General features: G+C 65.3%; 26 protein-coding genes and 1 tRNA gene. 13 read left to right on the forward strand and 14 right to left on the reverse strand.

Annotation, left to right across the window (positions count from 1 at the left end; all coding sequences use genetic code 11):
* The first annotated feature begins 110 nt into the window (after nt 1-110).
* Together obgE and ACK4TE_RS13840 are read left to right on the forward strand one after the other, a co-directional pair.
* Entirely contained in the window at nt 111-1139 is a 1029-nt protein-coding gene (gene obgE / locus ACK4TE_RS13835; RefSeq protein ID WP_409912118.1) for a GTPase ObgE, read from the forward strand.
* A gap of 235 nt (nt 1140-1374) precedes the next feature.
* Nucleotides 1375-2073 (forward strand): hypothetical protein, encoded by a 699-nt coding sequence (locus ACK4TE_RS13840; protein WP_409912119.1) that lies wholly within the window; start codon nt 1375-1377, stop codon nt 2071-2073.
* Between the two features lie 70 nt (nt 2074-2143).
* Here the strand turns inward: ACK4TE_RS13840 and ACK4TE_RS13845 are convergent, their stop codons facing one another.
* Genes ACK4TE_RS13845 through ACK4TE_RS13860 form a run of 4 tightly spaced genes read right to left on the reverse strand, consistent with a single transcriptional unit; the run spans nt 2144 to nt 4306 of the window.
* A complete protein-coding gene (locus ACK4TE_RS13845; RefSeq protein ID WP_409912120.1) occupies nt 2144-2881 on the reverse strand; it encodes a hypothetical protein in 738 nt (245 codons plus the stop codon).
* Complete coding sequence (locus tag ACK4TE_RS13850; RefSeq protein ID WP_409912121.1) at nt 2881-3933, reverse strand: Rieske 2Fe-2S domain-containing protein; 1053 nt, start codon at nt 3931-3933, stop codon at nt 2881-2883. The genes ACK4TE_RS13845 and ACK4TE_RS13850 overlap by 1 nt, the downstream gene beginning before the upstream one ends.
* Entirely contained in the window at nt 3933-4070 is a 138-nt protein-coding gene (locus tag ACK4TE_RS13855) for a hypothetical protein (RefSeq protein ID WP_409912122.1), read from the reverse strand. The genes ACK4TE_RS13850 and ACK4TE_RS13855 overlap by 1 nt, the downstream gene beginning before the upstream one ends.
* Nucleotides 4067-4306: a hypothetical protein gene (locus ACK4TE_RS13860; RefSeq protein WP_409912123.1), complete on the reverse strand. Its 240-nt coding sequence runs from the start codon at nt 4304-4306 to the stop codon at nt 4067-4069. Before ACK4TE_RS13860 ends, ACK4TE_RS13855 begins: the two co-directional genes overlap by 4 nt.
* 134 nt (nt 4307-4440) lie before the next feature.
* On the opposite strand from ACK4TE_RS13860, the gene ACK4TE_RS13865 reads away from it, so the two are divergent.
* Entirely contained in the window at nt 4441-6099 is a 1659-nt protein-coding gene (locus tag ACK4TE_RS13865; RefSeq protein WP_409912124.1) for an NAD+ synthase, read from the forward strand.
* 3 nt (nt 6100-6102) lie between these two features.
* Here ACK4TE_RS13865 and ACK4TE_RS13870 read toward each other — a convergent pair whose 3' ends face one another.
* A complete protein-coding gene (locus ACK4TE_RS13870; protein WP_409912125.1) occupies nt 6103-6921 on the reverse strand; it encodes a hypothetical protein in 819 nt (272 codons plus the stop codon).
* Between the two features lie 135 nt (nt 6922-7056).
* Between ACK4TE_RS13870 and gltX the strand changes: the two genes are divergently transcribed.
* Complete coding sequence (gene gltX / locus ACK4TE_RS13875) at nt 7057-8394, forward strand: glutamate--tRNA ligase (protein WP_409912126.1); 1338 nt, start codon at nt 7057-7059, stop codon at nt 8392-8394.
* A gap of 11 nt (nt 8395-8405) precedes the next feature.
* Here gltX and ACK4TE_RS13880 read toward each other — a convergent pair whose 3' ends face one another.
* The 3 genes from ACK4TE_RS13880 to ACK4TE_RS13890 all read right to left on the reverse strand — a co-directional run bounded on the left by ACK4TE_RS13880 (nt 8406) and on the right by ACK4TE_RS13890 (nt 11026).
* Nucleotides 8406-9485, reverse strand: coding sequence for a pectin acetylesterase-family hydrolase (locus ACK4TE_RS13880; protein ID WP_409912127.1), 1080 nt, complete (start codon nt 9483-9485; stop codon nt 8406-8408).
* 70 nt (nt 9486-9555) lie between these two features.
* On the reverse strand, nt 9556-10773 hold the full coding sequence (locus ACK4TE_RS13885; protein WP_409912128.1) for a potassium/proton antiporter: 1218 nt from the start codon (nt 10771-10773) through the stop codon (nt 9556-9558).
* A gap of 168 nt (nt 10774-10941) precedes the next feature.
* Nucleotides 10942-11026, reverse strand: a tRNA-Leu gene (locus ACK4TE_RS13890).
* Nucleotides 11027-11118: 92 nt separating this feature from the next.
* Here ACK4TE_RS13890 and lipB point away from each other — a divergent pair.
* Complete coding sequence (gene lipB, locus ACK4TE_RS13895; RefSeq protein ID WP_409912129.1) at nt 11119-11820, forward strand: lipoyl(octanoyl) transferase LipB; 702 nt, start codon at nt 11119-11121, stop codon at nt 11818-11820.
* 152 nt (nt 11821-11972) lie between these two features.
* On the opposite strand, the gene ACK4TE_RS13900 is transcribed toward lipB, so the two are convergent.
* The 5 genes from ACK4TE_RS13900 to ACK4TE_RS13920 form a co-directional block, all read right to left on the reverse strand.
* Nucleotides 11973-12746 carry a hypothetical protein gene (locus tag ACK4TE_RS13900; RefSeq protein WP_409912130.1) on the reverse strand — a complete coding sequence of 258 codons (774 nt, stop codon included), beginning with the start codon at nt 12744-12746 and terminating at the stop codon, nt 11973-11975.
* Between the two features lie 25 nt (nt 12747-12771).
* Nucleotides 12772-13302, reverse strand: coding sequence for a hypothetical protein (locus ACK4TE_RS13905; RefSeq protein ID WP_409912131.1), 531 nt, complete (start codon nt 13300-13302; stop codon nt 12772-12774).
* A gap of 172 nt (nt 13303-13474) precedes the next feature.
* Entirely contained in the window at nt 13475-13771 is a 297-nt protein-coding gene (locus tag ACK4TE_RS13910; RefSeq protein WP_409912132.1) for a hypothetical protein, read from the reverse strand.
* A 33-nt stretch (nt 13772-13804) separates the two neighbouring features.
* Nucleotides 13805-14008, reverse strand: a complete 204-nt coding sequence (locus tag ACK4TE_RS13915) for a DUF805 domain-containing protein (protein WP_409912133.1) — start codon at nt 14006-14008, stop codon at nt 13805-13807.
* 154 nt (nt 14009-14162) lie between these two features.
* Nucleotides 14163-16166, reverse strand: a complete 2004-nt coding sequence (locus ACK4TE_RS13920) for an acetyl-CoA carboxylase biotin carboxylase subunit (RefSeq protein ID WP_409912134.1) — start codon at nt 16164-16166, stop codon at nt 14163-14165.
* 160 nt (nt 16167-16326) lie between these two features.
* Between ACK4TE_RS13920 and ACK4TE_RS13925 the strand changes: the two genes are divergently transcribed.
* From ACK4TE_RS13925 to ald, 5 genes are all read left to right on the forward strand, one after another.
* A complete protein-coding gene (locus tag ACK4TE_RS13925; protein WP_409912135.1) occupies nt 16327-17589 on the forward strand; it encodes a serine hydrolase domain-containing protein in 1263 nt (420 codons plus the stop codon).
* 275 nt (nt 17590-17864) lie between these two features.
* The gene (locus ACK4TE_RS13930; protein ID WP_409912136.1) at nt 17865-18845 is read left to right on the forward strand and encodes a hypothetical protein; all 981 of its coding nucleotides are present in this window, start codon (nt 17865-17867) and stop codon (nt 18843-18845) included.
* Between the two features lie 79 nt (nt 18846-18924).
* The gene (locus ACK4TE_RS13935; protein ID WP_409912137.1) at nt 18925-19740 is read left to right on the forward strand and encodes an SDR family NAD(P)-dependent oxidoreductase; all 816 of its coding nucleotides are present in this window, start codon (nt 18925-18927) and stop codon (nt 19738-19740) included.
* Nucleotides 19741-19957: 217 nt separating this feature from the next.
* On the forward strand, nt 19958-20617 hold the full coding sequence (locus ACK4TE_RS13940; RefSeq protein ID WP_409912138.1) for a TorF family putative porin: 660 nt from the start codon (nt 19958-19960) through the stop codon (nt 20615-20617).
* Between the two features lie 172 nt (nt 20618-20789).
* Entirely contained in the window at nt 20790-21911 is a 1122-nt protein-coding gene (gene ald, locus ACK4TE_RS13945) for an alanine dehydrogenase (protein ID WP_409912139.1), read from the forward strand.
* A 253-nt stretch (nt 21912-22164) separates the two neighbouring features.
* On the opposite strand, the gene ACK4TE_RS13950 is transcribed toward ald, so the two are convergent.
* The gene (locus ACK4TE_RS13950) at nt 22165-23475 is read right to left on the reverse strand and encodes an amidohydrolase family protein (protein WP_409912140.1); all 1311 of its coding nucleotides are present in this window, start codon (nt 23473-23475) and stop codon (nt 22165-22167) included.
* Between the two features lie 123 nt (nt 23476-23598).
* Here ACK4TE_RS13950 and ACK4TE_RS13955 point away from each other — a divergent pair, with 123 nt between their 5' ends.
* From ACK4TE_RS13955 to ACK4TE_RS13965, 3 genes are all read left to right on the forward strand, one after another.
* Nucleotides 23599-24468: a pirin family protein gene (locus tag ACK4TE_RS13955; protein WP_409912141.1), complete on the forward strand. Its 870-nt coding sequence runs from the start codon at nt 23599-23601 to the stop codon at nt 24466-24468.
* 108 nt (nt 24469-24576) lie between these two features.
* A complete protein-coding gene (locus ACK4TE_RS13960; protein ID WP_409912142.1) occupies nt 24577-25038 on the forward strand; it encodes a MarR family winged helix-turn-helix transcriptional regulator in 462 nt (153 codons plus the stop codon).
* A gap of 7 nt (nt 25039-25045) precedes the next feature.
* Nucleotides 25046-25447 carry a DUF1398 family protein gene (locus ACK4TE_RS13965; RefSeq protein WP_409912143.1) on the forward strand — a complete coding sequence of 134 codons (402 nt, stop codon included), beginning with the start codon at nt 25046-25048 and terminating at the stop codon, nt 25445-25447.
* The last annotated feature ends 103 nt before the right edge of the window (nt 25448-25550 follow it).

Consider the following 25550-nt stretch of genomic DNA (forward strand, 5'->3'; position numbering starts at 1 on the left):
GGCGGGGGGGGGGGCGGGCCGGGGGGGGGGGGGGCGCCCGCCCCCACCCACTCCCCGTTAAGCACACCCACCCCCTTCCCCTCCCCCTCACTCTGCGGCATGAGCGGCCCATGAAATTTCTCGACACAGCCAAGGTTTACATCCGCTCCGGCGACGGCGGGGCGGGCTGCGTCTCGTTCCGGCGCGAGAAGTTCATCGAATATGGCGGCCCCGATGGCGGCGATGGCGGCCGGGGCGGCGATGTCTGGATCGAAGCGGTCGAGGGCCTCAACACCCTGATCGACTTCCGCTACCAGCAGCACTTCAAGGCCAAAAAGGGCGGCCACGGCATGGGCAAGCAGCGCACCGGCGCGCGCGGCGATGACGTGATCCTGAAAGTCCCCGCCGGCACCCAGGTCTACGAAGAAGACCAGGAAACCCTGATCGCCGACCTGACCGAAATCGGCCAGCGCGTCCTCCTTGCCGAAGGCGGCAATGGTGGCTGGGGCAACCTGCGCTTCAAGACCTCCACCAACCAGGCCCCGTCCCGCTCCAATCCCGGCGCCCCCGGCGAAGAACGCTGGCTCTGGCTACGCCTCAAACTCATCGCAGACGCCGGCCTCATCGGCCTGCCAAATGCCGGCAAGTCCACCTTCCTCGCCGCCGCCACCGCCGCCCATCCGAAGATCGCGGATTATCCGTTCACGACGCTTCACCCCGGCCTCGGCGTCGTTGACCTCGGCGCCTCCGCCCGCTTCGTCCTCGCCGACATCCCGGGCCTGATCGAAGGCGCCGCCGAAGGCGCCGGCCTCGGCCACCGCTTCCTCGGCCATGTCGAACGCTGCAAGGTGCTGCTCCACCTGATCGACTGCACGCAGGACGATCCGGCGAAAGCCTACCGCACCATCCGCAAGGAACTGAAAGCCTACGACCCCGAGCTCGCGACACGCCCCGAGATCGTCGCCCTCAACAAGATCGATGCCCTCACCCCCGAACTCGTCGCCGAACAGGCCAAGCTCCTGAAGAAAGCCTACAAGGGCAAACCCATCCTCCTCTCCGGCGTCTCCGGCGAAGGCGTCCGCGAAGCCCTCTTCGCCATCGCCAGACACCTCGGCCTCGAAAACGAAATCCCTTCCGATACGCCCTGGACACCTGAATAGTCTCAGACGCGCGCCCTCCCCCTGTCATCCCGGCGAAAGCCGGGACCCAGAAGCCCCCATCCCCCACCTCTCCGCAGACCCCTGCGCAGGCGGGCATCCACGGCCTGAACATTTCATCCGCCTACGGATGACTTATGCAACACTTTGCTGAAAAAATCCCCCGCAAAATCAACCCTCTTAAAAATAATCCCGCAAACTTGCGCTACACCCCCAAAACCCATGCCATACTCCGCGCATGAACTCGCCAGACCTCCCCGCGGATTTCCCCGAAGAACGCAGCGCCCTGCTGCGTGAGGCCGATCACCTGATCGACTGGCTGCTCGCGCAGATCGGGCGCTACCTCGCCCCCGGTATCGTCCGTACCCTGCCGATGCTGAAAGGCATCCTCGCCGACTATCTCCTGCCCGCCGAGGCGGCGCTCCGCCGCATGATCCACATCCTCGCCGCCGCCATCCCCGAAAAGCCCCTCCGCGCCGCCCTCCTCCCCCGTTCACGGGGGAGGTGCCCCGCAGGGGCGGAGGGGGGAGCCCCCAAACGCAGCGCCTACCGCACACCCCTCTTCCGCCTCACCGAACCCCAGCCCCATCTGCCTACGGATCAGCGCCGCCCGGCCGGCCCCGGCCCGCGCATCTCGATCCCCGGCATCACCCCGCGCCCGGCCCCGCCGCCGCCCCACGAACCGCGCCGGCCGCTCGACCCCATCGATCTCGAAGCCAAACTCCTGCGCCGCATCGACGCCCTGCGCGCCGCCTTCCACGACCCCATCCGCGCCGCCCGCCGCCTGCAGCGCCGCTTGCGTGCGCGCCCGCCCACCGGCCCGCTGATCGCCCCGATCAACATCCCCGGCTTCAAGTCAGACCCGCTCGCCGATATCGGCCGAGCCCTGCTGCGCCAGCTGACGTTCGCCGCGCTGGCCCGTCCCAACACCTCCTGACACGGATCAAATTCCCAGATCCCTCCCCCGGACGGCCCCGCCGCTCCGGGCAAACGTGCTGGCGGAAGCCCTAAAGCCGCACCACATCCCTCAGCCGCGCGCGCACCTGCCGCAGCCCGGCCACCTCTATGATCCGCCCCCGGACGGCCACCGGGTCTGCCACCAGCGGAATGATCTCCGGCCCGAAGGCCACGCCCCGCTCGTTCAGGAACAGGAAGCCCGCCTTGCCTTCCGCGCAGCGTTCCAGCTCCGCAAAGGCCAGTGGCAGCCCGCCCTTCGCACACAGCGCCGCGCAGGCCTTGTGTGTCTTGCCATACCCCGGCCGCATCGCGCCGAACCAGCATTTCGCATCGAGGATTTCCCCGGCGATCAGCACATCACCATGATCCTTCTCCGTACCCGGACGAACCCGCCCCGGCGCCGGGTCCGGGTATATCCCCTCCACCGCCATCATCGCATGCTCGCCGCGCTCGATCATCGTGCCGGTCACCGCCGCGCCAGTGAAAGTCAGCGCCGGGCGCACCTCGATACGCGTCTTGTCCGGCCCGACGAGGAAAACCGGGCGCACGCCCTCTCCAAGGTCGCGCGTCAGCAGGTGCAGGTAAGGCTCGGGATAGATCGTGCCGGTGATCGCCACCTTGCGGCCCTGATCCCACACGCCCGGCCCCGGCGGCGGCGCCATCGCGCCAAGACCCGCGCCCAGCGCACCCGCGCCCACCGCAAGTCCAAGTCCCGCGCCCAGCATCTGCCGCCGCGTCGGCCTCGCCAGATCATCACTCCACCCGACAAAGAACGGTTCCTCCGCCATCAGCCGCCCTCCCCGATGTGCGAGGGGGCCACCGCCGTGCCCGGCGCCTGCGCCATGGGCTCAACCAGAACGCGGCCCTCAATGATCCGTGTGCGGTAGGTCGGGATTTTCTCGGTATAAGGCGGCGGCGAGGAGCCATCGCCCGGCCGGTATTGGAATCCATGCCAGGGGCACACGATACACCCGCCGATGATGCGCCCCTCGCCCAGCGGCCCGCCCTGATGCCGGCAGGCATTGGCCACCGCAAACACCTGCGCCCCGTCGCGGAACACCGCAATCCGCTCGCCCTCCGGCGGCACCAGGATCACCGCCCGCCCGTCTGGTATCGCCTCTGCCTCGCCTGCATCCAGCCAGCCCTCGGTCTCTGCCGCCACGCGCCGCTCCCGTGCCCGTTCGCGCAGGCCCGCCGCAATATGCAGGCCCGAAACCAGCGCTGCCGACACCGCCACCAGCCCCGCCTGCGCCGTGCCCTTGGTGCCCAGCGCCGCGCCCAGCATCACATGCCCCACCAATAGTCCGTAGGCGGCATAAACGCCCATGTGTAGCGTCTTCCACATCCGTGGGCCGAGCACGCCGTTCCAGAAATCATGGCTCGTCGCCGCCATCACGAACAGGATCAAGAGCGCGATCAGGCCAAGGCTCTCGAACGGAAAGCCGCCAAAGGCGGCATAGTTCGCATTCGACGTCAGCAGAGACACGAACGGATTGACCTGCGAAAACCCGTGATACCACAGCACGACCAGCGCCCCGTGCACCAGCGCCACAAGGAAACACACCACCCCCAGATGCCGCCGGTTATACACCAGCGGCAAGGCTGCCGGCGTCAGCCGCGCCAGCGGCCCAATGCAGAGAATGATCGTCAGCAGGCTGAAGGCTGCCGCCCCGCTCGCGCGGATCACCACCTGGATTTCCGAAGGCCGCTGCCCCTCTGGCGCGGCAAGGAAAGTCGCGGCCAGGTAGGCGGCAAAGAACAGGACGAGGCCAAGCCCCAGCACCGCGTCATAGGCGCGCTTGAACGGCGTCCAGCTCACCATCGTGAAGCGCGCCGCCATCAGCCCGCCGCCTCCACTGCCGCCGCCGTGTCCGCCACCCGCGCGCGCTCAACCAGCGCCGCGCTGATCACCGCCGCCATCGCCAGCGCCAGCGCCGGCCACAGGAAAAAATGCCACTGCCGCTGGCGCCGCGTCATGTTTTGATTTCCGGGGCCCGGTCCTCCTTCGGGCGCACGCCGGCGAGGCGCAACAGGATCACCGGCCACACCGCCGCCATCCCCGGCAGCACAAGCAACCGCACCCGCACCGGCACCTCAACGCCCGGCACCAGCCGCCGCATCCCGAACAGGATCGTCAGCAATCCAAGCGCCAGCCCGAAGCCAAGATAACCCCCCAGCCCCAGCCAAACCGCCTCAGCCCACACCACACTCATCCGCGCTCCCTCCGGACTGCCCCCAGCGTTACGCGCGGGAGAGGAAGGCGCAAGTCACGAGTTCGTGGCAAAATCGTAACCTGCCGCCGTGTGGGGCCGGTGACACGGCCCCCAAACGCCCCTAAATGCTCCGTATGAGCAAAAACCTTCGTATCCTCGCGGCGCAGCTGAATCCGGTGGTCGGTGATATTGGCGGCAACCTTGTGCTCGCCCGCGCGGCGGTGGCCGAGGCGAAGCGGCAGGGCGCGGACCTTGCCGTCCTCTCCGAACATTTCATGCTCGGCTATCCGGCCGAGGATCTCGTGCTGAAGCCCTCTGCGGTGGACCTGTCGATGGCCGCCATCGAGGCACTCGCCCGCGAGACCGCCGGCGGCCCGGCCCTCGTCATCGGCGGCCCCTGGCGCGAGGACGGGCGGCTCTACAACGCCGCCTTCTTCTGCGCCGAAGGCCGCATCCTCGCCCGCCACGACAAGCGCGAGCTGCCCAACTACGGCGTGTTCGACGAGAAGCGCCACTACACGCCCGGCGAGGGCCCGGCCGTCGTCGTGCCCTTCAAGGGCGTGAATATCGGCCTCGCCATCTGCGAGGACATCTGGTTCGACCGTGTGCCGAAAGCGGTGAAGGCTGCCGGCGCGGACCTGCTGCTGGTGCCCAACGCCTCGCCGTGGCGGCGCTCGATCCAGGACGAGCGCGCCCGCGCCTTCGACAAATGGTCCGCCCTGGACTTGCCCTACCTGTTCGTCAACCAGATGGGCGGGCAGGACGAGCTGGTGTTTGACGGCGCCTCCTTCGCGACCAATTCCACGCATGGCCAGCGCTGCGGCCTCGTCGGCCAGTTCGAGACGGGCTATGCCGTGGTGGAGTTTGATCCGCCCACGAAGCAATTCGTCGGCCTCGGCCAGAGCTGCGCACCGGACCTTGAAGGCTGGGCCGCCGAATACCGCGCCGCCATGCAGGGCCTCGGCGACTATGTGCGCAAGAACAAATTTCCCGGCGTCGTGCTCGGCATGTCCGGCGGCATCGACTCGGCCATCACCGCCGCCATCGCCGCCGACGCGCTCGGCCCGGAAAAGGTCTGGTGCGTGATGATGCCGTCGAAATATACCAGCGATCACAGCCTCGAAGACGCGAAGGCCTGCGCCGTGGCGCTCGGCTGCCGGTATGACATCATCAACATCCATCCGGGCGTCGAAGCCCTCGGCCAGATGACCGGCCCGATGTTCGCGGGCAGGAAGCCCGACATAACCGAAGAAAACATCCAGTCGCGCCTGCGCGCGGTCACGCTGATGGCGCTGTCCAACAAGTTCGGCCACATGGTCGTCACCACCGGCAACAAGAGCGAGATGGCCGTCGGCTATGCCACGCTCTATGGCGACATGTGCGGTGGCTACAATGCGCTGAAGGATTTCTACAAGACCGAAGTGTTCGAGCTGGCCAAGTGGCGCAACGAAAACGCACCCCCCGGCGCACTCGCCCCGGCCGGCGAAGTGATCCCCACACGGATCATCACCAAGCCGCCCTCCGCGGAACTCCGCGAAGACCAGAAGGACGAGGACTCCCTGCCGCCCTATCCGGTGCTGGATGATATCCTGCGCGGTCTCGTCGACCTCGAGGAAGACATCGACGACATCCTGAAACGCGGCCACGACCCCGCCACCGTCCGCCGCATCGAACACCTCGTCTACATTGCCGAATACAAACGCCGCCAGGCCCCGCCCGGCGTCAAGGTCGGCGGCAAGAATTTCGGCCGCGACCGGCGCTATCCGATCACCAACCGGTTCAGGGACGATTAGCCCCTATTCCTCCGGGGGCGGAATAACTTCCGTGCCGCGCACGTCGAGGCCATACGCATCCGGCTGGGCCATCTCGCGCACCGAGTCGACATCGCCCGGCAGGATATCGGCCGCCTCGCCATAGCCGGTGATCGGCGAGGGATAGATGCCCGCCTCGCGCACCACCTCGTCAAACATCAGCCATGCATGGCCTCCGCCAAGGCACGAGACGCGCACCCACAGATCCTCCTCGAGCTCGGCATTGCCGAGATCGGTGACGTTGTGCAGCTCGCCTTCGTTGATGTCGAATTCCTGGCCGTTGAATGACATGACCGTGTAGCCTTCGCCGACATAGCGCAGGTAGGTCAGCTGGTCGCCCTTCTTCAGGCTCAGCGGCACGAGGCCGCTCGCGCCGATATACTCGACCTCGGCATCCTCGAGCACGTTCACCATCACCTTGCGTGTGGCGACGAAATATTCGAGCTGGTCCTGCTGGGTGCGGGTATTGTTCCACAGCTGGTAGTTCGCATATTGCGGCAACAGGCAGCTCACATCCTGCGGATCGCCGGGGTTCGGCCGCGCCCGTCCGGGCACCTTCACATCCGCGTCCAGCACCGCAAAGCCGGGCGGATATTCCCCCGGCCAGCCGGGGCTCAGATACCAGCCATCATCATAGCCGGAGAGCGCCTTGTAATCGAGGGCCGGGCGGGCGGGCAGCTCGGATTGCGCGCTGGCTGGGCCGGCCCCCGGGCCACCCTCCGCCGCGCCACCGGGCGCAGAGCCAGTCTCCTGACCGCAGGCTGCCAGAACCAGCGCGCCCGCAAGCACCCAACCGAATCTCATCGCCCTCTCCCGGATTTGCGCTATGGTAGATGCTGTTAATTCAAAACAATAGCAAGAATGTGGCTGAAGCGCTTGGCTTTTGGCCCGATTTGATGTCGAAAGCGCCTTTTCCAGCCCCGGAAGGCCCAGAAGCCCATGACCGCCCCTGTCGTCCGATTCGCCCCCTCGCCCACTGGCCGCATCCATGTCGGCAACGTGCGCACGGCCCTCGTGAACTGGCTGTTCGCGCGCGGCCAGGGCGGCAAATTCATCTTGCGGATCGACGATACCGACCTCGAGCGCTCGACGAAGGAGAACGAGGACGCCCTGAAGGTCGACCTCACCTGGCTCGGCCTCACCTGGGACGACACCTTCAACCAGTCCGCCCGTTTCGCCGTCTACGACAAGGCCGCTGACGCCCTGCGCGCCAAGGGCCTGCTGTATGCCTGCTACGAGACGGCAGAAGAGCTCGACGTGAAGCGCAAGATCGCCCAGTCGCGCGGCCGCCCGCCGGTCTATGACCGCGCCTCGCTGAAACTCACCGCCGAAGAAAAGGCGAAGCTGGAAGCCTCCGGCATCAAGCCCCACTGGCGCTTCCTCCTCTCCGGCAAGCGGGTGGAATGGAACGACCTTGTGCGCGGGCCCCAGAGCATCGACACCTCCTCCGTGTCCGACCCCGTCCTCATCCGCGAGGATGGCAGCTATCTCTACACCCTGCCCTCGGTCGTCGATGATATCGAGGCTGGCATCACCCATGTCGTGCGCGGCGAAGACCATGTGACAAATTCCGGTGCGCAGATCGAAATCTTCATGGCGCTCGGCGGCAAGTCGCCGGAGATGGCGCACATGCCGCTATTGATCGGCGCCGATGGCTCGGCCCTGTCGAAACGCCTTGGCTCGCTCTCGATGGGCGAACTGCGCGCCGGCGGCATCGAGCCGATGGCCATCGTCAGCCACCTCGCCAAGCTCGGCACCTCGGACAATATCGAGCCGCGCGAAAGCCTGGATATTCTGTGCAAGGAGTTTTCCTTCTCCAAGATCGGCCGCGCCCCGGCCCGCTTCGATGAGGCCGACCTTGAAAGCCTCAACGCCGCCCTCGTCCACGCCATGCCCTTCGCCGCCGTGAAGGAGCGGCTGAAGGCGATTGATCCGCGGGCGGAGAATGAGGCCTTCTGGCTGGCCGTGCGCGAGAACTGCGCCCGTGTCGCCGAAGCCGGCGCCTGGGCCGAAATCATCTTCGGCGCCGCCGCGCCGCAGGTCGCCGACGAGGACCGGGAATTCATCACCGCTGCCGCCGCGCACCTGCCCTCTGGCGAGCTCACCCCCGCCAGCTGGGGCGAGTGGACGAACGCCTTGAAAGCCGCCACCGGTCGCAAGGGCCGCGGCCTGTTCATGCCCCTGCGCAAGGCCCTCACCGGCCTCGAACACGGCCCCGACATGGGCGCCGTCCTCCCCCTGATCGGCCGCGCGCGCGTGCTGGAACGGCTGGGCTGAGCCTCAAAGGCTCAGTCACACCCCTCCTCATCCTCGCACGACACGCTCGCCACCTCGACCCCGCTCGCCAGCGCGCGCACCCAGTCCGGCGCGCGCACGCCGTCGGCCTCGGTCTCGTAGAGGCGGTCATACCGCAGCAACGTGTGGTCCGTTCCCTTCGCCGAGAAATACCGGAAGCCCGGTATGTCGGCCGCAAGGTCTTCCATGTTCGCCCTCAACAGGGCGCGCACCGGATCGGTGACACCCATCAGGGCAAGGAACATCTGCTGCACCTCATCGTCGACATTGTTGAACTGGCTCAGCTGCACGCGCGGATGCTGCGCGGCCGTGATGCGGAAGAAATCCTCCACGGTCGCGGTTGACGGATCGAGCGCGGCAAAGCCCGGCCAGTCCGGCACATTGTCGAACGCCCCCCAGATGCCGAGAATGCCGGAAATCGCCGCCGCGCGGTATCCGCCGGCGCCGTCACCGTGCTGCACAATGTCCGCCTGCGGATAATGATCCGCCACCACGCCCGCATAGTAGGCCGAGGCAATCGCCCCCGCGCTGCCGCCACCGACGAAGATCGTCTCCGGCGCTTCGCGGCTCGCATACACCCAGTCGAGCGCCGACTGCACGTTCGCCTTGCCGCGGTGGTGGATAATGACCTCTTCGCCCGCAGAGGTCGTATAGGTCACATCCTTCGTGCCCAGATGCACATCGCCGGTGCAGTACGGGACGAACACCTGCGTCCAGCCCGCAAACGGATTCTCCGGGTTTCCCGCATCAAACACGCCGCCCATCAGCGCCGGATTGTTCGCGTCCATCTCCGCAAACGGCGTGTAAGGCGTCGGCTCAGTATCCAGCGAACAATGGTCACCCGTCCAGCAGGCTCCGCCTCCATTGAGGAAGATCATCACCCGCTCCGGATCGCCCACGCGGATATGAAAGCGGTAAGGCGTACCGGTCGCGCACAGCGTCTCTCCGCCCGGCTCGATGGTCTGCCAGACGGGCGGCGGCGGCGCCACCGTCTCCACGCCCGCAGGCGCCCCCGGCGCCGCCTTGCACGCCGCCAGCCCCATCGCCGCAATCAGAACCGCGCCCAGTCTCATGAAGTCCTCCCTCAGCCACTCGCGGGCCATCGGAGGAAAGCGTAGCCAGCCGGGTGACGCTGGCAAGCCCTCAGGCCGCCGCTGCCGCCGGCGCGGTCTCCTCCGGTTCCTCGCCGATCTTCAGCCAGCGGGCGACGAGGCCCACTGTCGTGCTCTGCAGCACAAGCGAGACGAGCACGACGAGGAACGCGATGTTGAAGAAATTGCCCGGTACACCAAGCAGCACCGGAATGATCGCCAGATAGATCGGGATCGCCCCGCGCAGGCCGACCCAGGAGATGAACAGCTTCTCGCGCCAGCTGAATTTTTCGAACGCAAGGCACAGGAACACCGCCGCCGGGCGCGCCACGAAGATCAGCACGAAGGAGATCAGCAGCGCCTGCGGAATGTCCGGGATCAGCTTTGACGGGGTCACCAGCAGGCCGAGCACAAGCAGCATCGCGAGCTGCGCCAGCCAGGCCATCCCGTCCATGAACTGCTTCACCACCTGACGCGCGCTGTAGGCATGACTGCCGAGGATCAGGCCGGCGAGATAGACCGCAAGGAAGCCCGAGCCGCCAAGGATGTTCGCCGCGCCGAAGATCAGCAGGCCCGCCGCCAATGCAAAGATCGGGTTGAGACCCAGCTCCAGCTCCACACGGTCGAAAATGAAGGTCAGCATCCGCCCGCCGGCATAGCCCAGAAGTCCGCCGATCGCGAATTGCTGCACGAAGTCGAGCGGCACGGCCCACAGCGATGCCGCGCTGGTGGTCGAGGTCAGCATCAAGCCGGTAAACGTCAGTGCAAGGAAGATTGCCATCGGGTCGTTGATGCCGGATTCGACCTCCAGCGTATTGGCCACCTTCTCTTTCAGCCGGATGCCCTGCTGGCGCAGCAACAGGAAAACGGCCGCCGCATCGGTTGAAGCCACCAGCGAGCCGAGCAGGAAAGCATAGAGCGGATCGGTATCAAGGATCAGCCACATCGCGAGCGCCACGATCACCGCCGTCACGAGAACGCCCAGAGTTGCCAGAACGGTTGCCGGCCGCAGCGCCTGGCGGAAATTCTTCACCGGCGTGTGAATGCCGCCATCGAACAGGATCACGGCGAGGGCGAAGGAGCATGCCACATAGCTCAGCGGCACGTCATTGAAGACCACCCCGCCGGGACCGTCTTCCCCGAACAGGATACCGACAGCAAGGAAGGTCACCAGCAGCGGGGAGCCGATCCGGCGTGAGACGAAGCTCGCGAAGATCGCAGCGCAGAGCAGCAGCCCGCAAAAGAATATGAGCTGGTTGGTCGATTCCATTCGGCCCCCGGCTGATCGGATGAATTGAGAATATACCCTCATTTGGAGGCTCCCGGCGCGGGGCACAACTGCAAGTTTGGGGTCTGCGGCAGAAATTGTTGCCCTGCCGGGTCAAACGGCAGTCAATCGCTGTTCCGGGATGGCACGGCCCTGTCTGGCCGGCTTGAATGGTGCGGTCGAGAGGACTCGAACCTCCACAGGTTGCCCCACAGCGACCTCAACGCTGCGCGTCTACCAATTCCGCCACGACCGCACGATAGATAAGGTATATTCGGGGCAGACGGGCCGTATAAGGCGGGCCTTCGGCTTTGTGAAGCCCTGAAAAACGCCTATATCGCAGGCCGCATGACAATTCCCGCAGACATCGACTGGGCGGTCTCCGATGCCCCCGTTCCCTACGCCGCCGCGCTCGCCCTGATGGAGGCGCGGGCCCGTGCGATTCGCGAGGACGGGGCGCGCGAACTGGTCTGGTTCCTGGAGCATCCGCCGCTTTACACCGCCGGCACCTCGGCCCGGCCCGAAGACCTGAAAGACCCCGCCCGCTTCCCCGTCTTCGATGCCGGGCGCGGCGGCCAGTACACCTATCACGGCCCCGGCCAGCGGGTGGCCTACGTGATGCTGGATGTCGGCGCGCGCGGGCGCGATGTGCGCAAGTTCGTGCAGCAGCTGGAGGCCTGGATCATCCGGGCACTCGCTGCCTTCAACATCGACAGCGGCGTGCGCGAGGGCCGCGTCGGCGTCTGGGTTGACCGCACCGAGCCGGGCGGCCCGCTGCGCGAAGACAAGATCGCGGCCATCGGTGTGCGCCTGAAACGCTGGGTCAGCTTCCACGGCATCTCGCTGAACATCGACCCCGACCTCAGCCACTTCACCGGCATCACCCCCTGCGGCATCGAAGACCCCCGCTACGGCGTCACCAGCCTCGCAGACCTCGGCCGCGTGGCGACGATGGCGGATGCTGACATCGCCTTGAGGGATGCGTTCGAGGACGTGTTCGGAAGCAGGCTGGTGCGGGTGGAGGCGCCGGCGGAGACATCCTCGGCCTAGTTCCCCCTCCGTCTCGCGCCTGCGGCGCGATCCACCTCCCCCGCTCCGCAGGGGAGGATAAGTGGGCGTCCGGATGCAACCTCATCCTCCCCCGTGAAACGGGGGGAGGTGGCAGTCTGCGAAGCAGAATGACGGAGGGGGCTGCGCCCCACCTACTCCGTCAACGGATCACTTCCGGTGCCGATCCGCCCCGTGCCGCCATTCGGCAGGCGGGCGACATAGAGCAACGTCCACAGCATCACGCCGAGCGAGCCGAGCGCCCAGATGGGCAGGCCCATGCTCATGCCGGTCTGCACCGCCATCTGGCGTTCGCTGGGCGGCGGGCCGGGCGGGCCGCGTCGCCGGGGTTGTTGCTGTTTCTTCGTGCCATCCGATGCGGCGGCTTCAGACTTTTCTTCCTCGCTTTCCGCATCCGCCTCACCCTCCTTGGAGGTTTCGGTCTTCACCGCGGCCGGGGGCGGCGCGGTCATCATCCGGTGCTGGGCGGCGCCCATGCCGGTGCCGGCCGTGTAGGCGAGCAGGCCGAGGATCATCGGTACAAGGACAATCACCGCCAGCCAGGTCGGACGCTTTGCTTCGGCGAGGCGGCGCGTATGGGCAACGAAGGAGGTGAACTCCGTAAAGAATGTATAGATCGCAAACGGCACCAGCAGGGCCGGAACGGTGATGATCAGCAGGTTCACCGGCGCATTCGCCCCCGCCATCTTCGCCCCGGCAACCATCAGGATGCCGACTGTGAAAGACGGCACGATGTAGAGCAGCAGCCGTCCCATGAAGAACAGCGTCCACGCCCGCGTGAAGTGCACCTTCGACGTCTCGCCGAACGGGTTGAACAGGGTCTGCACCCAGTCCATCTGGCCGGGGTCATCCCGTTCATCCTGGATCCAGGGGCGGTGCGGGTCGATCGTGCCGGACGTTGTCTTCATGTCAGTCTCTTTTTCTGCGCCGGGGTCAGGGGAAGGTCGGGGCGGTGTTGTTCGTAGGCGGACCATGCCGGTTCGCCTTTGGGTCGGACCGCATGCGGAAGGCGGCATAGCCGGTCAGGCCGCTGGCGATCAGGAAGGAGGCGATGGTCGTAACGGCGGCGAGGCGGGCATATTCCGGGGCGCGCTCCGACAAGGACTCGAAGGCCGCGCTCATGCCCTGCGCCGCCATCACCGCCTGCATTTCAAGCTGCACCTGGAACGCGGCCGGCGACAGGACCGGCAGGAACATCATCTGGAAGACCATGCTGAGGAAACCATAGCCGAGCAGGAAGCCCAGCCAGAGCCAGGCGCTGAGCCCGGCATCATGCAGGCGCTTGCCGAACAGGCAGACATACGGAAACACCAGCGCGTATTGCAGGATGCCCAGGCCAGGCGAGGCCACGGAAGACAGGACGGTCACCACCATCATCGCCCCGGTCAGCAGGATGAAGCCGCGCGCGAAGGGTCGCGGCGCCAGACGGCCTTGCGGCTCGAGGAACAGGAAGCGGAAATCCATCGGTCTCGGGGCGTATCCTTGCAGGGTCCGGGCGGTTTGCCTACCGGCCCTTATCAATAAACGATAAGAAGATGCAAGGAAAAAAGGAGGGGGCGCTCCGGTGCCCGCCAAGGCCCCAAACAAAAAGAGCCGGGCGATTGCCCGGCTCTCTGTCTGTGCCCGGATTTCCGGATCAGTTGAAGGTGACCGACGGGCCGCCGGGGCCGGGGCCGTACTGGTTCTCGTTCGGGTCAGTCTTGTTGATCAGGCCCATGACGAAACCGACGATGGCGGTGACGATGGCAGTCGACAGGAGGCTCGGGAGGAGCTGCGCCTGCGCCATCTGCTTCGTGGCTTCCATGGCGGCCGTGATCGCGGTGGACGGGTCAGAGCTGGCCGCGTCTTCGATCTGGCGCTGCATTTCCATCTGGGCCTCGATCGAGTTCAGACCAAAGGCGCCGAGCAGGGCCGCGCTGGAAACGAAGGACACCACGATTGCCAGCACGACGATCGCGACGGTCAGCTAGCCGGTCTTCCCGGAATCGTGGAAGCGCTTCACATGCACCGCGATCCACGGCCAGATCATGATGAGGCTAAGCATGCCGAGGAAGGGCGAAACGAAAGCGCTGATCGCGGTCAGCGCACAGCTGATGGCGAACAGGATCCAGACCGCTCGCCAATAAGTCGGCTGGTCGATGCGCCCGTTGGGGGTGAGAAAGAGTTCCATAGTCCAAGCTCCTGTCGCAGAGGCCTTCCCGGCCCTGTCTATGCCTACCCGGTGACAGCCATTTGACAGACGGGTGGTCCCGCTCCGCCGCTGCAAAGCGCAGCATAGCAGGCCGAACCGGTTGACGGAACGTTAAGAGTTGTGGGCCGGAGCCTTAAGCGAACTCGACCATGATCTCGTCGGCTGCGACGCTGTCGCCGGCTTTGACGTTAATGGCCTTCACCGTGCCATTTGTGCCTGCACGGATGATGTTCTGCATCTTCATCGCCTCGACAATGCAGACCGCCTCGCCTTCCTGCACTTCCTGGCCGAGCGCGACTTCCATCGACACGACAAGGCCCGGCATCGGCGAGATGATCAGCTTGGACGTATCCGCCTTCGGCTTCTCCGGCAGGCGGGCGTGCAGGTCAGCCACGAAGGGCGTGCAGACAAGCGCGCGCAGGGCGACGCCGCGGTGGCGGAACAGATAGCCTTCCGTGTGGTCGGCAAACTTCACCGCGAACGGCTTGCCGTCGAGCACGCCTTCCACGAGGTGCTGGCCTGGCTGCCAGGAGGTGACGAGGCTGTGCGCCTTTCCTCCGTTCACGGTAATCTGCGCTTCGCCGTTCGCACCGAGGTCGATGGACACCGGATGATGCTTGTCGCCGAGGATAACCACCCAGTCCTTGCGCGGCGCTGCCGCCGGCGCCATGCGGCCGGACACCTGTTCGGCCCGGCGCGCGAAATAGGCATGCACATAGGCGGCCGAGCAGATCAGCATCGTTTCCTGCAGCTTCGTCGGCGCCGTGCCTTCAAAACCCTGCGGGAACTCGTCCTTGATATAGGCGGTCGTGATGTTGCCGGAGCGGAAGCGTTTCTCGTCCACCACGGCAGCGATGAAGGGGATATTGTCCTGGATGCCCTCGATATGGAACCGGTCGAGCGCCTCGCCATGCGCGTCCAGCGCCGCGTCGCGGTCCTTGCCGTGCGTGATCAGCTTGGCGATCATCGGGTCGTAGAACATCGAGATCTCGTCGCCCTCGCGCACGCCGGAATCGAGGCGCACTTCACCCTTGCCCAGCTTGCCTTCTTCCGGCGGATGGAACCGCTTCAGGCGGCCGATCGAAGGCAGGAAGTTGCGGTACGGATCTTCCGCATACACACGGCTTTCCACCGCCCAGCCGTTGATCTTGATGTCGGACTGCTTGAGCTTCAGCTTCTCGCCATACGCCACGCGCAGCATCTGCTCGACAAGGTCCACGCCCGTGATCATCTCCGTCACCGGGTGCTCCACCTGCAGGCGGGTGTTCATTTCAAGGAAGTAGAAGCCCTTGTCCTTGCCGGAGGCCACAAATTCCACCGTGCCGGCGCTGTCATAGTTGACGGCCTTGGCCAGCGCGACCGCCTGCTCGCCCATCTTCTTGCGCGTCTCCGGATCGAGCAGCGGCGAGGGCGCCTCCTCGATGACCTTCTGGTTGCGGCGCTGGATCGAGCATTCGCGCTCATTCAGGTAGACGCAGTTGCCATGCTTGTCGCCGAGCACCTGGATTTCGATATGGCGCGGCTCGAGAATGAACTTCTCGATGAACACCCGGTCGTCGCCGAACGAGGCCTTCGCCTCTGCCTTCACTGCCGGGAAGCCTTCCTCGACTTCCTTGTCGTTATAGGCAACGCGGATGCCCTTGCCGCCGCCGCCGGCCGACGCCTTGATCATCACGGGATAGCCGATGTCGCGGGAAATCTTCACCGCTTCCTTCGTGTCCTCGATCAGCCCCATATGGCCGGGCACGGTCGAGACGCCCGCTTCAGCAGCCAGCTTCTTCGAGGAAATCTTGTCGCCCATCGCATCAATGGCGTAGGCGTTCGGACCGATCCAGCCGATCTTCTCCGCTTCCAGCCGCTTGGCGAAAGCCGGGTTTTCCGAGAGGAAGCCAAAGCCGGGATGGATCGCTTCGGCGCCCGTCTGGCGCACGGCAGCGATGATCTTGTCCTGAACCAAGTAGGACTGCGCGGCAGGCGACGGGCCGATGTGAACGCTCTCGTCCGCCATCTCCACCGCCATCGAGCCGGCATCGGCATCCGAATAGACAACAACGGTTTTGACCCCGAGGCGGCGGCAGGTCTTGATGACCCGGACGGCGATTTCCCCACGGTTGGCGATCAAAATCTTGCTGAACATGCGCCGATTAGCCCCTCGGTTTGGAAGATTTGTGTCGCAGTTAAGCCGGGCCGTCCGCCTTGTCCATGCTTGCCGATACGGCAACGGCGCCGCATGCCCTTGCCGCAGCGCGGGCAGGGTTTAATGCTGCGCCGGATACAGGGACCGGGAGGACAGGCAGATGTCAAAAGCGCAGGTATGGCTGCGGCGGGCGGGGCTGGCATTTGCCGTGCTGGTGGTGGCGCTGGGCACGGGATGGATGCTGATCGGGCCGGACTGGCGCGCGCTGCTGACCCATCCGCCGGCCGGGCGCGATGTGCTGTTCTGGAGCGATGCGCAGCGCGACGCCGCCTTCCGCATGATGGACCGCCTGCCCATGCTGATCGAGTCGCGCCCCATCGAAGCGGGCAGCGAGACGCGGGACCTGCCGCAAGGCGAGCCCCTCGATCTCGGCGCGGACTTCGACCTTAATGCCTACATGCTGAAGCAGAATTCCGCCGCGCTGGTCATCCTGCAGGGCGGCAAGGTGCGCGCCGAAATCTATGGCAACAATTTCCGCCCCGATGGCCGCTGGACCAGTTTTTCGGTGGCAAAGTCGCTCACCTCCACGCTGGTCGGCGCCGCCATCCTCGACGGGCATATCAAGAGCCTTGACGACAAGGTGAGCGCCTATGTGCCCGGCCTTGAGGGCTCGGCCTATGATGATGTCACCATCGCCCAGCTGCTGACCATGACCTCCGGCGTGGCGTGGAACGAGGACTATGATGATCCGTCCTCGGACGTTGCCGTGTTCGACAAGCATGAGCCTGCCTCTGGCATGAGCGGAATTGTTTCCTATATGCGCACCCTGAAGCGTGCCCATCCGCCGGGCGAAGTGTGGAATTACTCGACCGGCGAGACAAACCTGATCGGCGTGCTGGTGAGCGAAGCAGCGGGCAAGACAGTGGCGGACTATCTCTCCGAAAAGATCTGGGCGCCGTATGGCATGCAGCAGGACGCGACCTGGCTGCTTGGCAGCGATGGCCACGAGATCAGCGGCTGCTGCATCCAGGCGACGACGCGCGACTTCGCCCGCTTTGGCCAGTTCATGCTGGAAGGCGCAGCGACGAAGAACGGCCCCGTCGTGCCGCCGGACTGGATTCACCCGGCAACCACCAGGCAGGCTGATATCGGTCAGGCCGGCCATGGCTACGGTTTCCAGTGGTGGACCTGGGACGATGGCAGCTACATGGCTGACGGCATTTTCGGGCAAGGGATCTTCATCGACCCCGCCCGCAACCTCGTCATCGCTTCCAACGCCAACTGGACCAGCGCGCTGGGCGACAAGGACAAGGAATGGGAACAACGCGAAGCCTTCTACCGCCGCGTCCAAGGCGCTGTAGATGCGGAGCGGCCGGTGCTCGAAGAACCGCTGGAGGAGATTGTGGCCGAGGGGGCGGAGTAGGCCCTCACCTCCCCGAGGGAGTGGGGTTGGAGAGCCACCCCTGAACCCTCTCCCTCTGGGAAAGGAGGGGCCAATCGCGCAGCGATGGGAGGTGAGGGCCTGCAACTCTTCCTGTTTCTTGTCATCCCGGCGAAAGCCGGGACCCAGAGGAACGCATCGGCGCAAATCTCCACTGGGTCCCGGCTTTCGCCGGGATGACAAACTGGGCGGCCTCCGTCCCCTTGCCTCCCGCCCCGATCTATGTTAGTGAGCACTCACAATCATGGAGGCTCGCCATGAGCATCATCCGCCTCGACCTCGACGCCCTGACGAAAGCCGGCAGCCTCACGCCGGAAGAATCCGCCCGCCTTGCCGGCCTTGCCTTGCCCGACAAACGCGGGAGCCTGCTGGTCAATGTGCTGCTGATCTTCGGCGCCCTCGCTGTCGCTGCCGCCGCCATCGCCCTGGTGCCGAATGCGGGCACGGGGCTTGTCCTTGCCATCGCGGCGATCCTTGGCGCAGAAGGCCTGCGCCGGTTTGCGCCGGGCGAGAGCTTCGCGGTTCTCTCCGCCGGTCTCGCCCTGATGGGCACGCTCGGCCTCGCCGGATGGATCGCGTGGGAGTTCGGCGAGGCGCCCTCGGCCACCATGCCCGCCGCGCTGATCGCCTTCACCCTCGGTGCCGGCGCCGTCTGGTTCCGCTCGGCCTTCCTTGCAGCGCTCGCCGTGGTCGCCCTCGGCGCCGTGTTCGGCACCGGCACGGGATACTGGCATGCCTCCTACGCCCTGTTCGTGGAAGAACCTATGATGTCCACGCTCGTCTTCGGCGCCCTCGCCGCCGGACTCTACCGTGTACGGAATATCGCGGGCGCCGCCTGGAACATGCTGCTCACTGTCTCCGCGCGCACCGCCATGTTCCTCGTCCACTTCGCCCTCTGGGTCGGCTCGCTCTGGGGCGACATCATTGGCGATGCAGGCTGGGGCAACCGGCGCTGGGAGAATTACGAAACCTATGAGGCCTGGCAGAAAACCGCATTCACCCTGCCCGAATGGCCTTTCTCGGCCGGCTGGGCGGCGCTCTGCATCAGCCTCTTTCTCCTTGCGCGCCGCGGCGGCTTCCTCTCAGTCAGCGCCCTCGTCTTCCTCGGCATCCATGCCTACACGCAATATTTCGAAGTCTTCGGCGCGAAACCGGAAACGATGCTGGTGGCGGGTCTCGTGCTGGTCGCGCTCGCGGTGGGGCTGACCTGGTATCTGCGGAAGGAGAGGGCGGAATAGTCCGCGCCGGCAGCCATTGACTCTCCCCCTCGGCCCCGCTGCAGTGGGCGCGAAGAAAACACACCGGGAGAGACACCAGATGAGCCAGCCACGAGACCTTGAAGGCCGCCACGCCCTTGTCACCGGATCGGCCACCGGCCTCGGCCGCTCCATCGCGCTGCGCCTCGCCGAGCGCGGGGCGAGTGTCATCATCAACTGCACCAAGTCCGTCGCTGACGGTGAAGCAACCGTCGCCGATTGCCAGAAGGCCGGCGCGCAGGCCCGCCTTGTGCAGGCGGATGTGTCCACTGAGGAAGGCTGCGTGAAACTCGCCGAAGCCGCCGCGCAGGCGGGCCGTCTCGACATCCTCGTCAACAATGCCGGCATCACCAAGCATGCCCGCGACCATTCGGATCTCGACGCGCTGACCCGCGAGGATTTCCTGCACACCTATGCCGTCAACGTCGCCGGCCCGTTCCTGATGCTACAGAAGACCAAGGCCCTGCTCGCCGAAGCCCACCGTCAGACCGGGCGCGCCTCGGCGGTGCTCAACGTCTCCTCCATCGCTGGCGTCACTGGCATCGGCTCCTCGGTCGCCTATGCCGCCACCAAGGGGGCGCTCAACACGATGACCATCAGCCTCGCCCGCGCCCTCGCCCCGGCGATCCGGGTCAATGCCATCTGCCCCGGCTTCATCGGCACGCGCTGGTTCAAGGATGAGATGAGCGCCGAACAGTACGCGAAAATGGAGGCCGGGGTTGCCGCCTCGGTGCCCCTGCATGTGGCCAGCGGGCCAGACGACATCGCCGACTCGGCGGTGTTCTTCCTGACCGACGCCTCCCGCCATGTGACCGGCGAGACCCTGCTGGTCGATGCGGGCATGCACCTCGGCTACGCGCCACTAGTCGCGCGCTGACACGGCTATCTGTTGCGAATCCGCCACAGGGGTGAGGATTCGTTGCAACGCCCAAAGCTGAGGCAGGGGTGCCACACCCTGCCCAAAACCGTCGCAAACGGACGCTCCGGTTTACCTTTACCCAAGGTTTGCCATCGAATTTTCTGTAGCCCCCCGGCACCGTCCGGCATGGCGCTTCGATCCGGAGCGTAGTCACCAGCAGCGAGGTTTCCTCCAAATGAAGAACAAACTTACCCGAGCCAGCCTGCTTGTCGCAGCCATGGTCGCAGCCGCCGGCGCGGCGTCCGCGCAGGGCGAAGTCTCCGCCAATATCGGCGTGTCCAACGACTACGTCTGGCGCGGCGTTTCCCAGACCGACAATGGCTTCGCCATCCAGGGCGGCCTCGACTACACCAATGGCGGCTTCTATGTCGGCACCTGGGCCTCGAACGTCGATTTTGGTTCTGACGCCGACATCGAAGTCGACCTCTACGCCGGCTTCACCGGTGCGCTTTCCGAAACGGTCAGCTTCGACGTCGGTTTCATCGGCTATATTTATCCGGGCGAAGAGGACCTCAACTTCCTGGAACTGAAGGCCGGCCTGGGCTTTGCCTTCGATGCCCTCGAACTCGGCACGACGGTCTATTACGACCCCGACAACAAGAACACCTATCTTGAAGGCACCGCATCCTACGCGTTCACCGAGAAACTCTCGGGCCTCGCCAGCGTCGGCAATTACAGCTTCGATGGCGGCGGTGATTACACCGATTGGTCCATCGGCGCGGCCTACGCCTTCGACCTGTTCGACCTGACCTTCAAATACACCGACACGGACATCACCGGCGCCGGCGACATTGCGGACGAAAACTTCGTCGTGATGATTTCGAAGTCCTTCTGATCTTCGCCCCTGGCAAGACAGACCGTCCCCCTTCCGGCCCGGCCGGGAGGGGGATTTCTTTTCCGGGGTTCCTGCAGGCAGACATGCCCGGCCTTTAATCTTGCTCGATTGACGGCTGGAAATTGCGCGAACCCGGCGCTATAGGCATGGACTTTCCCCGGGGAGAGGCTTCATGCGCATTGGCGTTCCAACTGAAATCAAGAAACAGGAATCCCGTGTCGGCCTGACACCGGAAAGCGTGGGCGAGCTTGTCCGCGCCGGGCATGAAGTGGCCGTCCAGTCCGGCGCCGGCATCGGCTCCGGCTTTGCCAACGAGGCCTACGTTGCTGTCGGGGCGAGCATCCTGCCCGACGCCGATGCCGTGTTCGCCTCGGCTGAGCTGATCGTGAAGGTGAAGGAACCGCAGCCGGAAGAAACCGCGCGCCTCACGCCTACTCACACCCTCTTCACCTACCTCCACCTCGCGCCCGATCCGGTGCAGGCCAAGGGCCTCATGGCGTCCGGCTGCCTCGCCATAGCTTACGAGACCGTCACCGACGCGCATGGCGGCCTGCCGCTCCTGCGCCCGATGAGCCAGGTCGCAGGGCGCATGTCGATGCAGGTGGCCGCCGGCGCGCTGATGCGCACCAAAGGGCGCGGGCGCGGCATCCTGCTGGGCGGTGTGCCCGGCGTCGCTCCGGCCAAGGTGGTGATCATCGGCGGCGGCGTCTCCGGCACCCATGCAGCGGAAATCGCCGTCGGCATGCGCGCCGATGTGTGGATCTTCGACCGCAACAATGAACGCCTCGGCGAACTCGACGAACAGTTCCGCGGCACCGTCAACACGATGTATTCGACTGCCCATTCGCTTGCCGAAGCAATCAAGGACGCCGACCTCGTCATCGGCGCCGTGCTGATCCCGGGCGCCGCCGCGCCGAAACTGATCAGCCGTGCGCAGCTCTCCACCATGCAGCCCGGCGCCGTGCTCGTGGACATCGCCATCGACCAGGGTGGCTGTTTCGAGACGAGCCACGCCACCACGCACGATGACCCGATCTATGAGGTTGACGGCATCCTGCACTATTGCGTCGCCAACATGCCGGGCGCCGTGCCGCGCACCTCGACCTATGCGCTGAACAACGCGACCCTGCCCTTCGTCATGCAGATTGCCAACATGGGCCCCCGCAACGCCATCAACGCCAACAAGCACCTCGCCAACGGCCTGACCGTGGAGAACGGCGCCATCGCCCACAAGCTCGTGGCACGCGACCTCGGCGAGAAATACGTGCGCCCGGACTGGCTGACAGTGGTTTGAAACGCTTTCGGGATTCTTTCACCAGCCTTCCGCTCTTTCGTGACCCCCGATGACCGAAGGTCATCTGGGGGCCCATCTCCCACGAGATCGGTAACGTGATGCGGTGAAGCCGTTTCGCCCGCAGCGCCATCGCATTCTCTTTGTTACGCCGAACGCGCTGGAGATGGGCCCCCAGACCGGCTTTGCCGGTCGGGGGTGACGAAGGAAGGGCGAGGTTGGAAAGTGCGGGAATATCCAGCTTGGAAGCAGCTCCCTACTCCTTCGCCACCTTGCCGCGTGCCATCACGAAATCGACCTGTTTCAGCACTTTCACATCCTTCAGCGGGTCGCCCTTCACGGCGATCAGGTCAGCGCTCTTGCCCGGCTCAAGCGTACCCGCGACATTAGAAACGCCCAGCAGGTCAGCTGCGTTCACGGTGGCTGCCTCGATGGCTTCCATCGGCGACATGCCGAACTTCACCAGCAGTTCGAATTCATCGGCATTGCGGCCATGTTTCGACACGCCGGCATCGGTGCCGAAGGCAATCGGAACGCCCTGCGCGTGCAGCACTTCCAGGCTCTTGCCGGTGATGCCGATACGCCATTCGATCTTTGCACGGACATCCGGCTCATACGCGTCCGGGTTTGCCTTCAGCCGCTCGATATATCCGTTCACGGTCGAAAGGGTCGGCACATAATAGGCGCCCGAGAGAATGAAGGCCTCGATCGTTTCGGGATCGAGGATCGTGCCATGCTCGATGGAGTTGACGCCGGCTTCCAGCGCCAGCCGGATGCCATCCGCGCCGTGCGCGTGCGCGGCTACCTTCTTGCCGAACAGGTTCGCCGTCTCGACAATCGCCTTCGCCTCATCGGCAAACATCTGCTTGCCGAGGCCCGCGCCGATGCGGCTGTTGACGCCGCCAGTGGTTGCCAGCTTGATCACATCCGCCCCGCGCGCCACCTGCAGGCGCACCGCGCGGCGGCAGTCATCGGCCCCGTCACAGGTGTTTCCGCCGGCATTGAAATACGGGCGCAGCTCATCGCGGAAACCGAGCGAGCCATCCATATGGCCCGACGAGACCGAGATCGAGGAGGCCGCATCGAGGATGCGCGGCCCCATCACCTGCCCGTCATTCACCGCATCGCGCAGCGCCAACACGGCGCCGTCGCCATCGCCGAGATTGCGCACGGTGGTGAAGCCGGCATTCAGCGTCTTCATCCCGTTGGTCCAGGCATCGAAGGCCTGCGCAGCCGGCGAAAGGGTCACATCCTCCAGCTGGCCGGCGATGCCGCCGGTATCGGAGGTGAGGTGCACATGGCTGTCGATCAGGCCGGGCAGGACATATTTGTCCTTCAGGTCGATGACGCGGATCTTCTTGTCCTTCGGCGCCGTGTGGCCGGCGGTCAGCGATACGATCTTGCCATCGGTGACGACAATCGTGGTAGCGCCGAGCGGCTCATTGCCCGGCACGGCCAGCACCTTGCCGGCCTGAATCCACACGGTTTCCGCAAGGGCGGGCATCGCAATCGCGAATGCTGCCGCCGCTACAGCCGCAGATCGCAGGAAACGGGACGAAAAGTTCATGAAACAGCCCTCCGGAAAAACAGGTAAAGTCTGGCATATGTGTTATCAGACGCACGCGGCGAGAAAACCCTCGCGCTGATCTGCATCTGCCCCATATTCGCGTCAACAGACAGGAGGCCCCACATGATCGACCTCATCATCGACAAACGCACCCGCGACCTTGGCGGCGGATTCGAAGTTGGCCGCGTGCTGCCCTTCGCCAAGCGGCGCATGGTCGGCCCGTTCATCTTTTTCGACCAGATGGGCCCGGTGGAGTTCGCCCCCGGCATTCCGCGCGAGCTCGACGTGCGCCCGCATCCGCATATCGGCCTCTCCACCGTCACCTATCTCTATTCCGGCGCGATGACGCACCGCGACAGTCTCGGCTTCAGGCAGGAGATCAAGCCCGGTGCCGTCAACTGGATGACTGCTGGCAAGGGCATCACCCATTCGGAACGCCTCGAACATGCCCGCATGCACGGCGCCCTGATGCACGGGATACAGGCCTGGGTGGCGCTGCCGAAGGAGGATGAAGAAATCGCTCCCGGCTTCTGGCACCATCCGGCGGAAAGCCTGCCTGCATGGACCGAGCAGGGCCTGCGCGGGCGGATGATCGCCGGCGCGGCCGAAGGCATGGATGCCGGCGTCGCGGTGCGCTCGCCGATGTTCTACATGCACTGGGACATGGACAAGGGCGCCAGCCGCTACGCACCGAATGACCATACCGAGCGCGCCGTCTATGTCGCCTCCGGCACAGCTGATGTCGGCGGTACACGGATCAATGCCGGCCAGATGGCCATCCTCACGCCCGGCCAGGACGCCAAGATCACCGCAGAGGAAGCCGCCACCGTCATGCTGCTCGGAGGCGAGCCCATCGGCGAACGCTTCATCTTCTGGAACTTCGTCTCTTCCTCCAAGGATCGTCTCGAGCAGGCGAAGTCCGACTGGAAAAACGGCCGCATGAAACTCCCCGACGGCGACGACCAGGAGTTCACCCCGCTGCCCGAAGGGTAAGCTCGTGCCATTCCGGCGCAAGCCGGGCAAATGGGCAGCCTTCTCCCGGCTAATGGTTGACAAGGAAACTTTATCGATATAGTTTCTTTGTCAACCAATAGGACAGCCATGCCCAGACCGCCTCACGCTTCCGGCCTGACAGACCATCTCGGCTTCTGGATGCGTATGGTGTCTAACCAGGTTTCGCAGGCCTTCGCGGCGAAGATCGAGGCGCGGGGCGTCACCGTAGCCGAATGGGTGCTGATGCGCGCGCTCTACGCACAGCCGCCGCAATCGCCCAGCAGGCTCGCCGAGACCATGGGCATGACCAAAGGCGCGGTCACGAAACTCGCAGACCGGCTGATCGCCAAATCCCTGCTGCTGCGCCGCCCCGACCCCGACGATGCCCGCGCGCAGACACTGGCCCTGACCGCCGCCGGCGAACGCCTTGTGCCAACCCTCGCCGCAATTGCGGACGAAAACGACCGCGCCTTCTTCCGCGCCCTCACCTCTGCTGAGCGCAAGGCGCTTGAGAAAACGCTGCGCCGCCTCGCCAGCCACCACGGCAAGACAAGCTTTCCAACCTCGTAGGACCACCATGACCCCCGCCCAGAAACTTGCCGCGCTCACCTGCCTCAATGCTGCAGAGGAAGGCACGCTGGACTTCCCGCAGATCATCGGCGCGCTGATGGACGCCGGTTTTGAGAGCTATACGGTCGATTTCCACCGCACACGGAGCATATACTATCTCACAGATGGCCAGTCGATCGAACTGCCCACCCATCCTGTCGCTACGCCCATCGCCGCCGCCTTCGACACCGCCGCCCTGCAGGCCGCCATCCGCGAGGGGCAGACCAAGGCGCCCGGCTACACCTACAAGGGCTTCTGCGAAAAAGCCGCCGCCGCGGGCTGCGCCGCCTACACGGTCTCCTTCCCGGGCCGCCGCGCCGTTTATTCCGGCCGCACCGCCGAAGCGCATGTGGAGCATTTTCCAGGCTGAACGCTGCGCTTGCTCATTCCGCTGAAGCCGTACATTCTCGATTTTCAGGAGTCTTTCCGGAGAAGCGAGTTTTGGCTGACCCATCAAACTGGTGTATCGACCG

Origin of the sequence: Hyphomonas sp., from assembly GCF_046313975.1 — a bacterium.
In the GTDB taxonomy this organism is placed as follows: Bacteria; Pseudomonadota; Alphaproteobacteria; order Caulobacterales; family Hyphomonadaceae; genus Hyphomonas.

What these genes read in the sequence shown, in the direction of transcription:
- obgE (WP_409912118.1), top strand. Translation starts at nt 111, where the DNA reads ATGAAATTTCTCGACACAGCCAAGGTTTACATCCGCTCCGGCGACGGC.
- ACK4TE_RS13840 (WP_409912119.1), top strand. Translation starts at nt 1,375, where the DNA reads ATGAACTCGCCAGACCTCCCCGCGGATTTCCCCGAAGAACGCAGCGCC.
- ACK4TE_RS13845 (WP_409912120.1), bottom strand. Translation starts at nt 2,881, where the DNA reads ATGGCGGAGGAACCGTTCTTTGTCGGGTGGAGTGATGATCTGGCGAGG.
- ACK4TE_RS13850 (WP_409912121.1), bottom strand. Translation starts at nt 3,933, where the DNA reads ATGGCGGCGCGCTTCACGATGGTGAGCTGGACGCCGTTCAAGCGCGCC.
- ACK4TE_RS13855 (WP_409912122.1), bottom strand. Translation starts at nt 4,070, where the DNA reads ATGACGCGGCGCCAGCGGCAGTGGCATTTTTTCCTGTGGCCGGCGCTG.
- ACK4TE_RS13860 (WP_409912123.1), bottom strand. Translation starts at nt 4,306, where the DNA reads ATGAGTGTGGTGTGGGCTGAGGCGGTTTGGCTGGGGCTGGGGGGTTAT.
- ACK4TE_RS13865 (WP_409912124.1), top strand. Translation starts at nt 4,441, where the DNA reads ATGAGCAAAAACCTTCGTATCCTCGCGGCGCAGCTGAATCCGGTGGTC.
- ACK4TE_RS13870 (WP_409912125.1), bottom strand. Translation starts at nt 6,921, where the DNA reads ATGAGATTCGGTTGGGTGCTTGCGGGCGCGCTGGTTCTGGCAGCCTGC.
- gltX (WP_409912126.1), top strand. Translation starts at nt 7,057, where the DNA reads ATGACCGCCCCTGTCGTCCGATTCGCCCCCTCGCCCACTGGCCGCATC.
- ACK4TE_RS13880 (WP_409912127.1), bottom strand. Translation starts at nt 9,485, where the DNA reads ATGAGACTGGGCGCGGTTCTGATTGCGGCGATGGGGCTGGCGGCGTGC.
- ACK4TE_RS13885 (WP_409912128.1), bottom strand. Translation starts at nt 10,773, where the DNA reads ATGGAATCGACCAACCAGCTCATATTCTTTTGCGGGCTGCTGCTCTGC.
- lipB (WP_409912129.1), top strand. Translation starts at nt 11,119, where the DNA reads ATGACAATTCCCGCAGACATCGACTGGGCGGTCTCCGATGCCCCCGTT.
- ACK4TE_RS13900 (WP_409912130.1), bottom strand. Translation starts at nt 12,746, where the DNA reads ATGAAGACAACGTCCGGCACGATCGACCCGCACCGCCCCTGGATCCAG.
- ACK4TE_RS13905 (WP_409912131.1), bottom strand. Translation starts at nt 13,302, where the DNA reads ATGGATTTCCGCTTCCTGTTCCTCGAGCCGCAAGGCCGTCTGGCGCCG.
- ACK4TE_RS13915 (WP_409912133.1), bottom strand. Translation starts at nt 14,008, where the DNA reads ATGGAACTCTTTCTCACCCCCAACGGGCGCATCGACCAGCCGACTTAT.
- ACK4TE_RS13920 (WP_409912134.1), bottom strand. Translation starts at nt 16,166, where the DNA reads ATGTTCAGCAAGATTTTGATCGCCAACCGTGGGGAAATCGCCGTCCGG.
- ACK4TE_RS13925 (WP_409912135.1), top strand. Translation starts at nt 16,327, where the DNA reads ATGTCAAAAGCGCAGGTATGGCTGCGGCGGGCGGGGCTGGCATTTGCC.
- ACK4TE_RS13930 (WP_409912136.1), top strand. Translation starts at nt 17,865, where the DNA reads ATGAGCATCATCCGCCTCGACCTCGACGCCCTGACGAAAGCCGGCAGC.
- ACK4TE_RS13935 (WP_409912137.1), top strand. Translation starts at nt 18,925, where the DNA reads ATGAGCCAGCCACGAGACCTTGAAGGCCGCCACGCCCTTGTCACCGGA.
- ACK4TE_RS13940 (WP_409912138.1), top strand. Translation starts at nt 19,958, where the DNA reads ATGAAGAACAAACTTACCCGAGCCAGCCTGCTTGTCGCAGCCATGGTC.
- ald (WP_409912139.1), top strand. Translation starts at nt 20,790, where the DNA reads ATGCGCATTGGCGTTCCAACTGAAATCAAGAAACAGGAATCCCGTGTC.
- ACK4TE_RS13950 (WP_409912140.1), bottom strand. Translation starts at nt 23,475, where the DNA reads ATGAACTTTTCGTCCCGTTTCCTGCGATCTGCGGCTGTAGCGGCGGCA.
- ACK4TE_RS13955 (WP_409912141.1), top strand. Translation starts at nt 23,599, where the DNA reads ATGATCGACCTCATCATCGACAAACGCACCCGCGACCTTGGCGGCGGA.
- ACK4TE_RS13960 (WP_409912142.1), top strand. Translation starts at nt 24,577, where the DNA reads ATGCCCAGACCGCCTCACGCTTCCGGCCTGACAGACCATCTCGGCTTC.
- ACK4TE_RS13965 (WP_409912143.1), top strand. Translation starts at nt 25,046, where the DNA reads ATGACCCCCGCCCAGAAACTTGCCGCGCTCACCTGCCTCAATGCTGCA.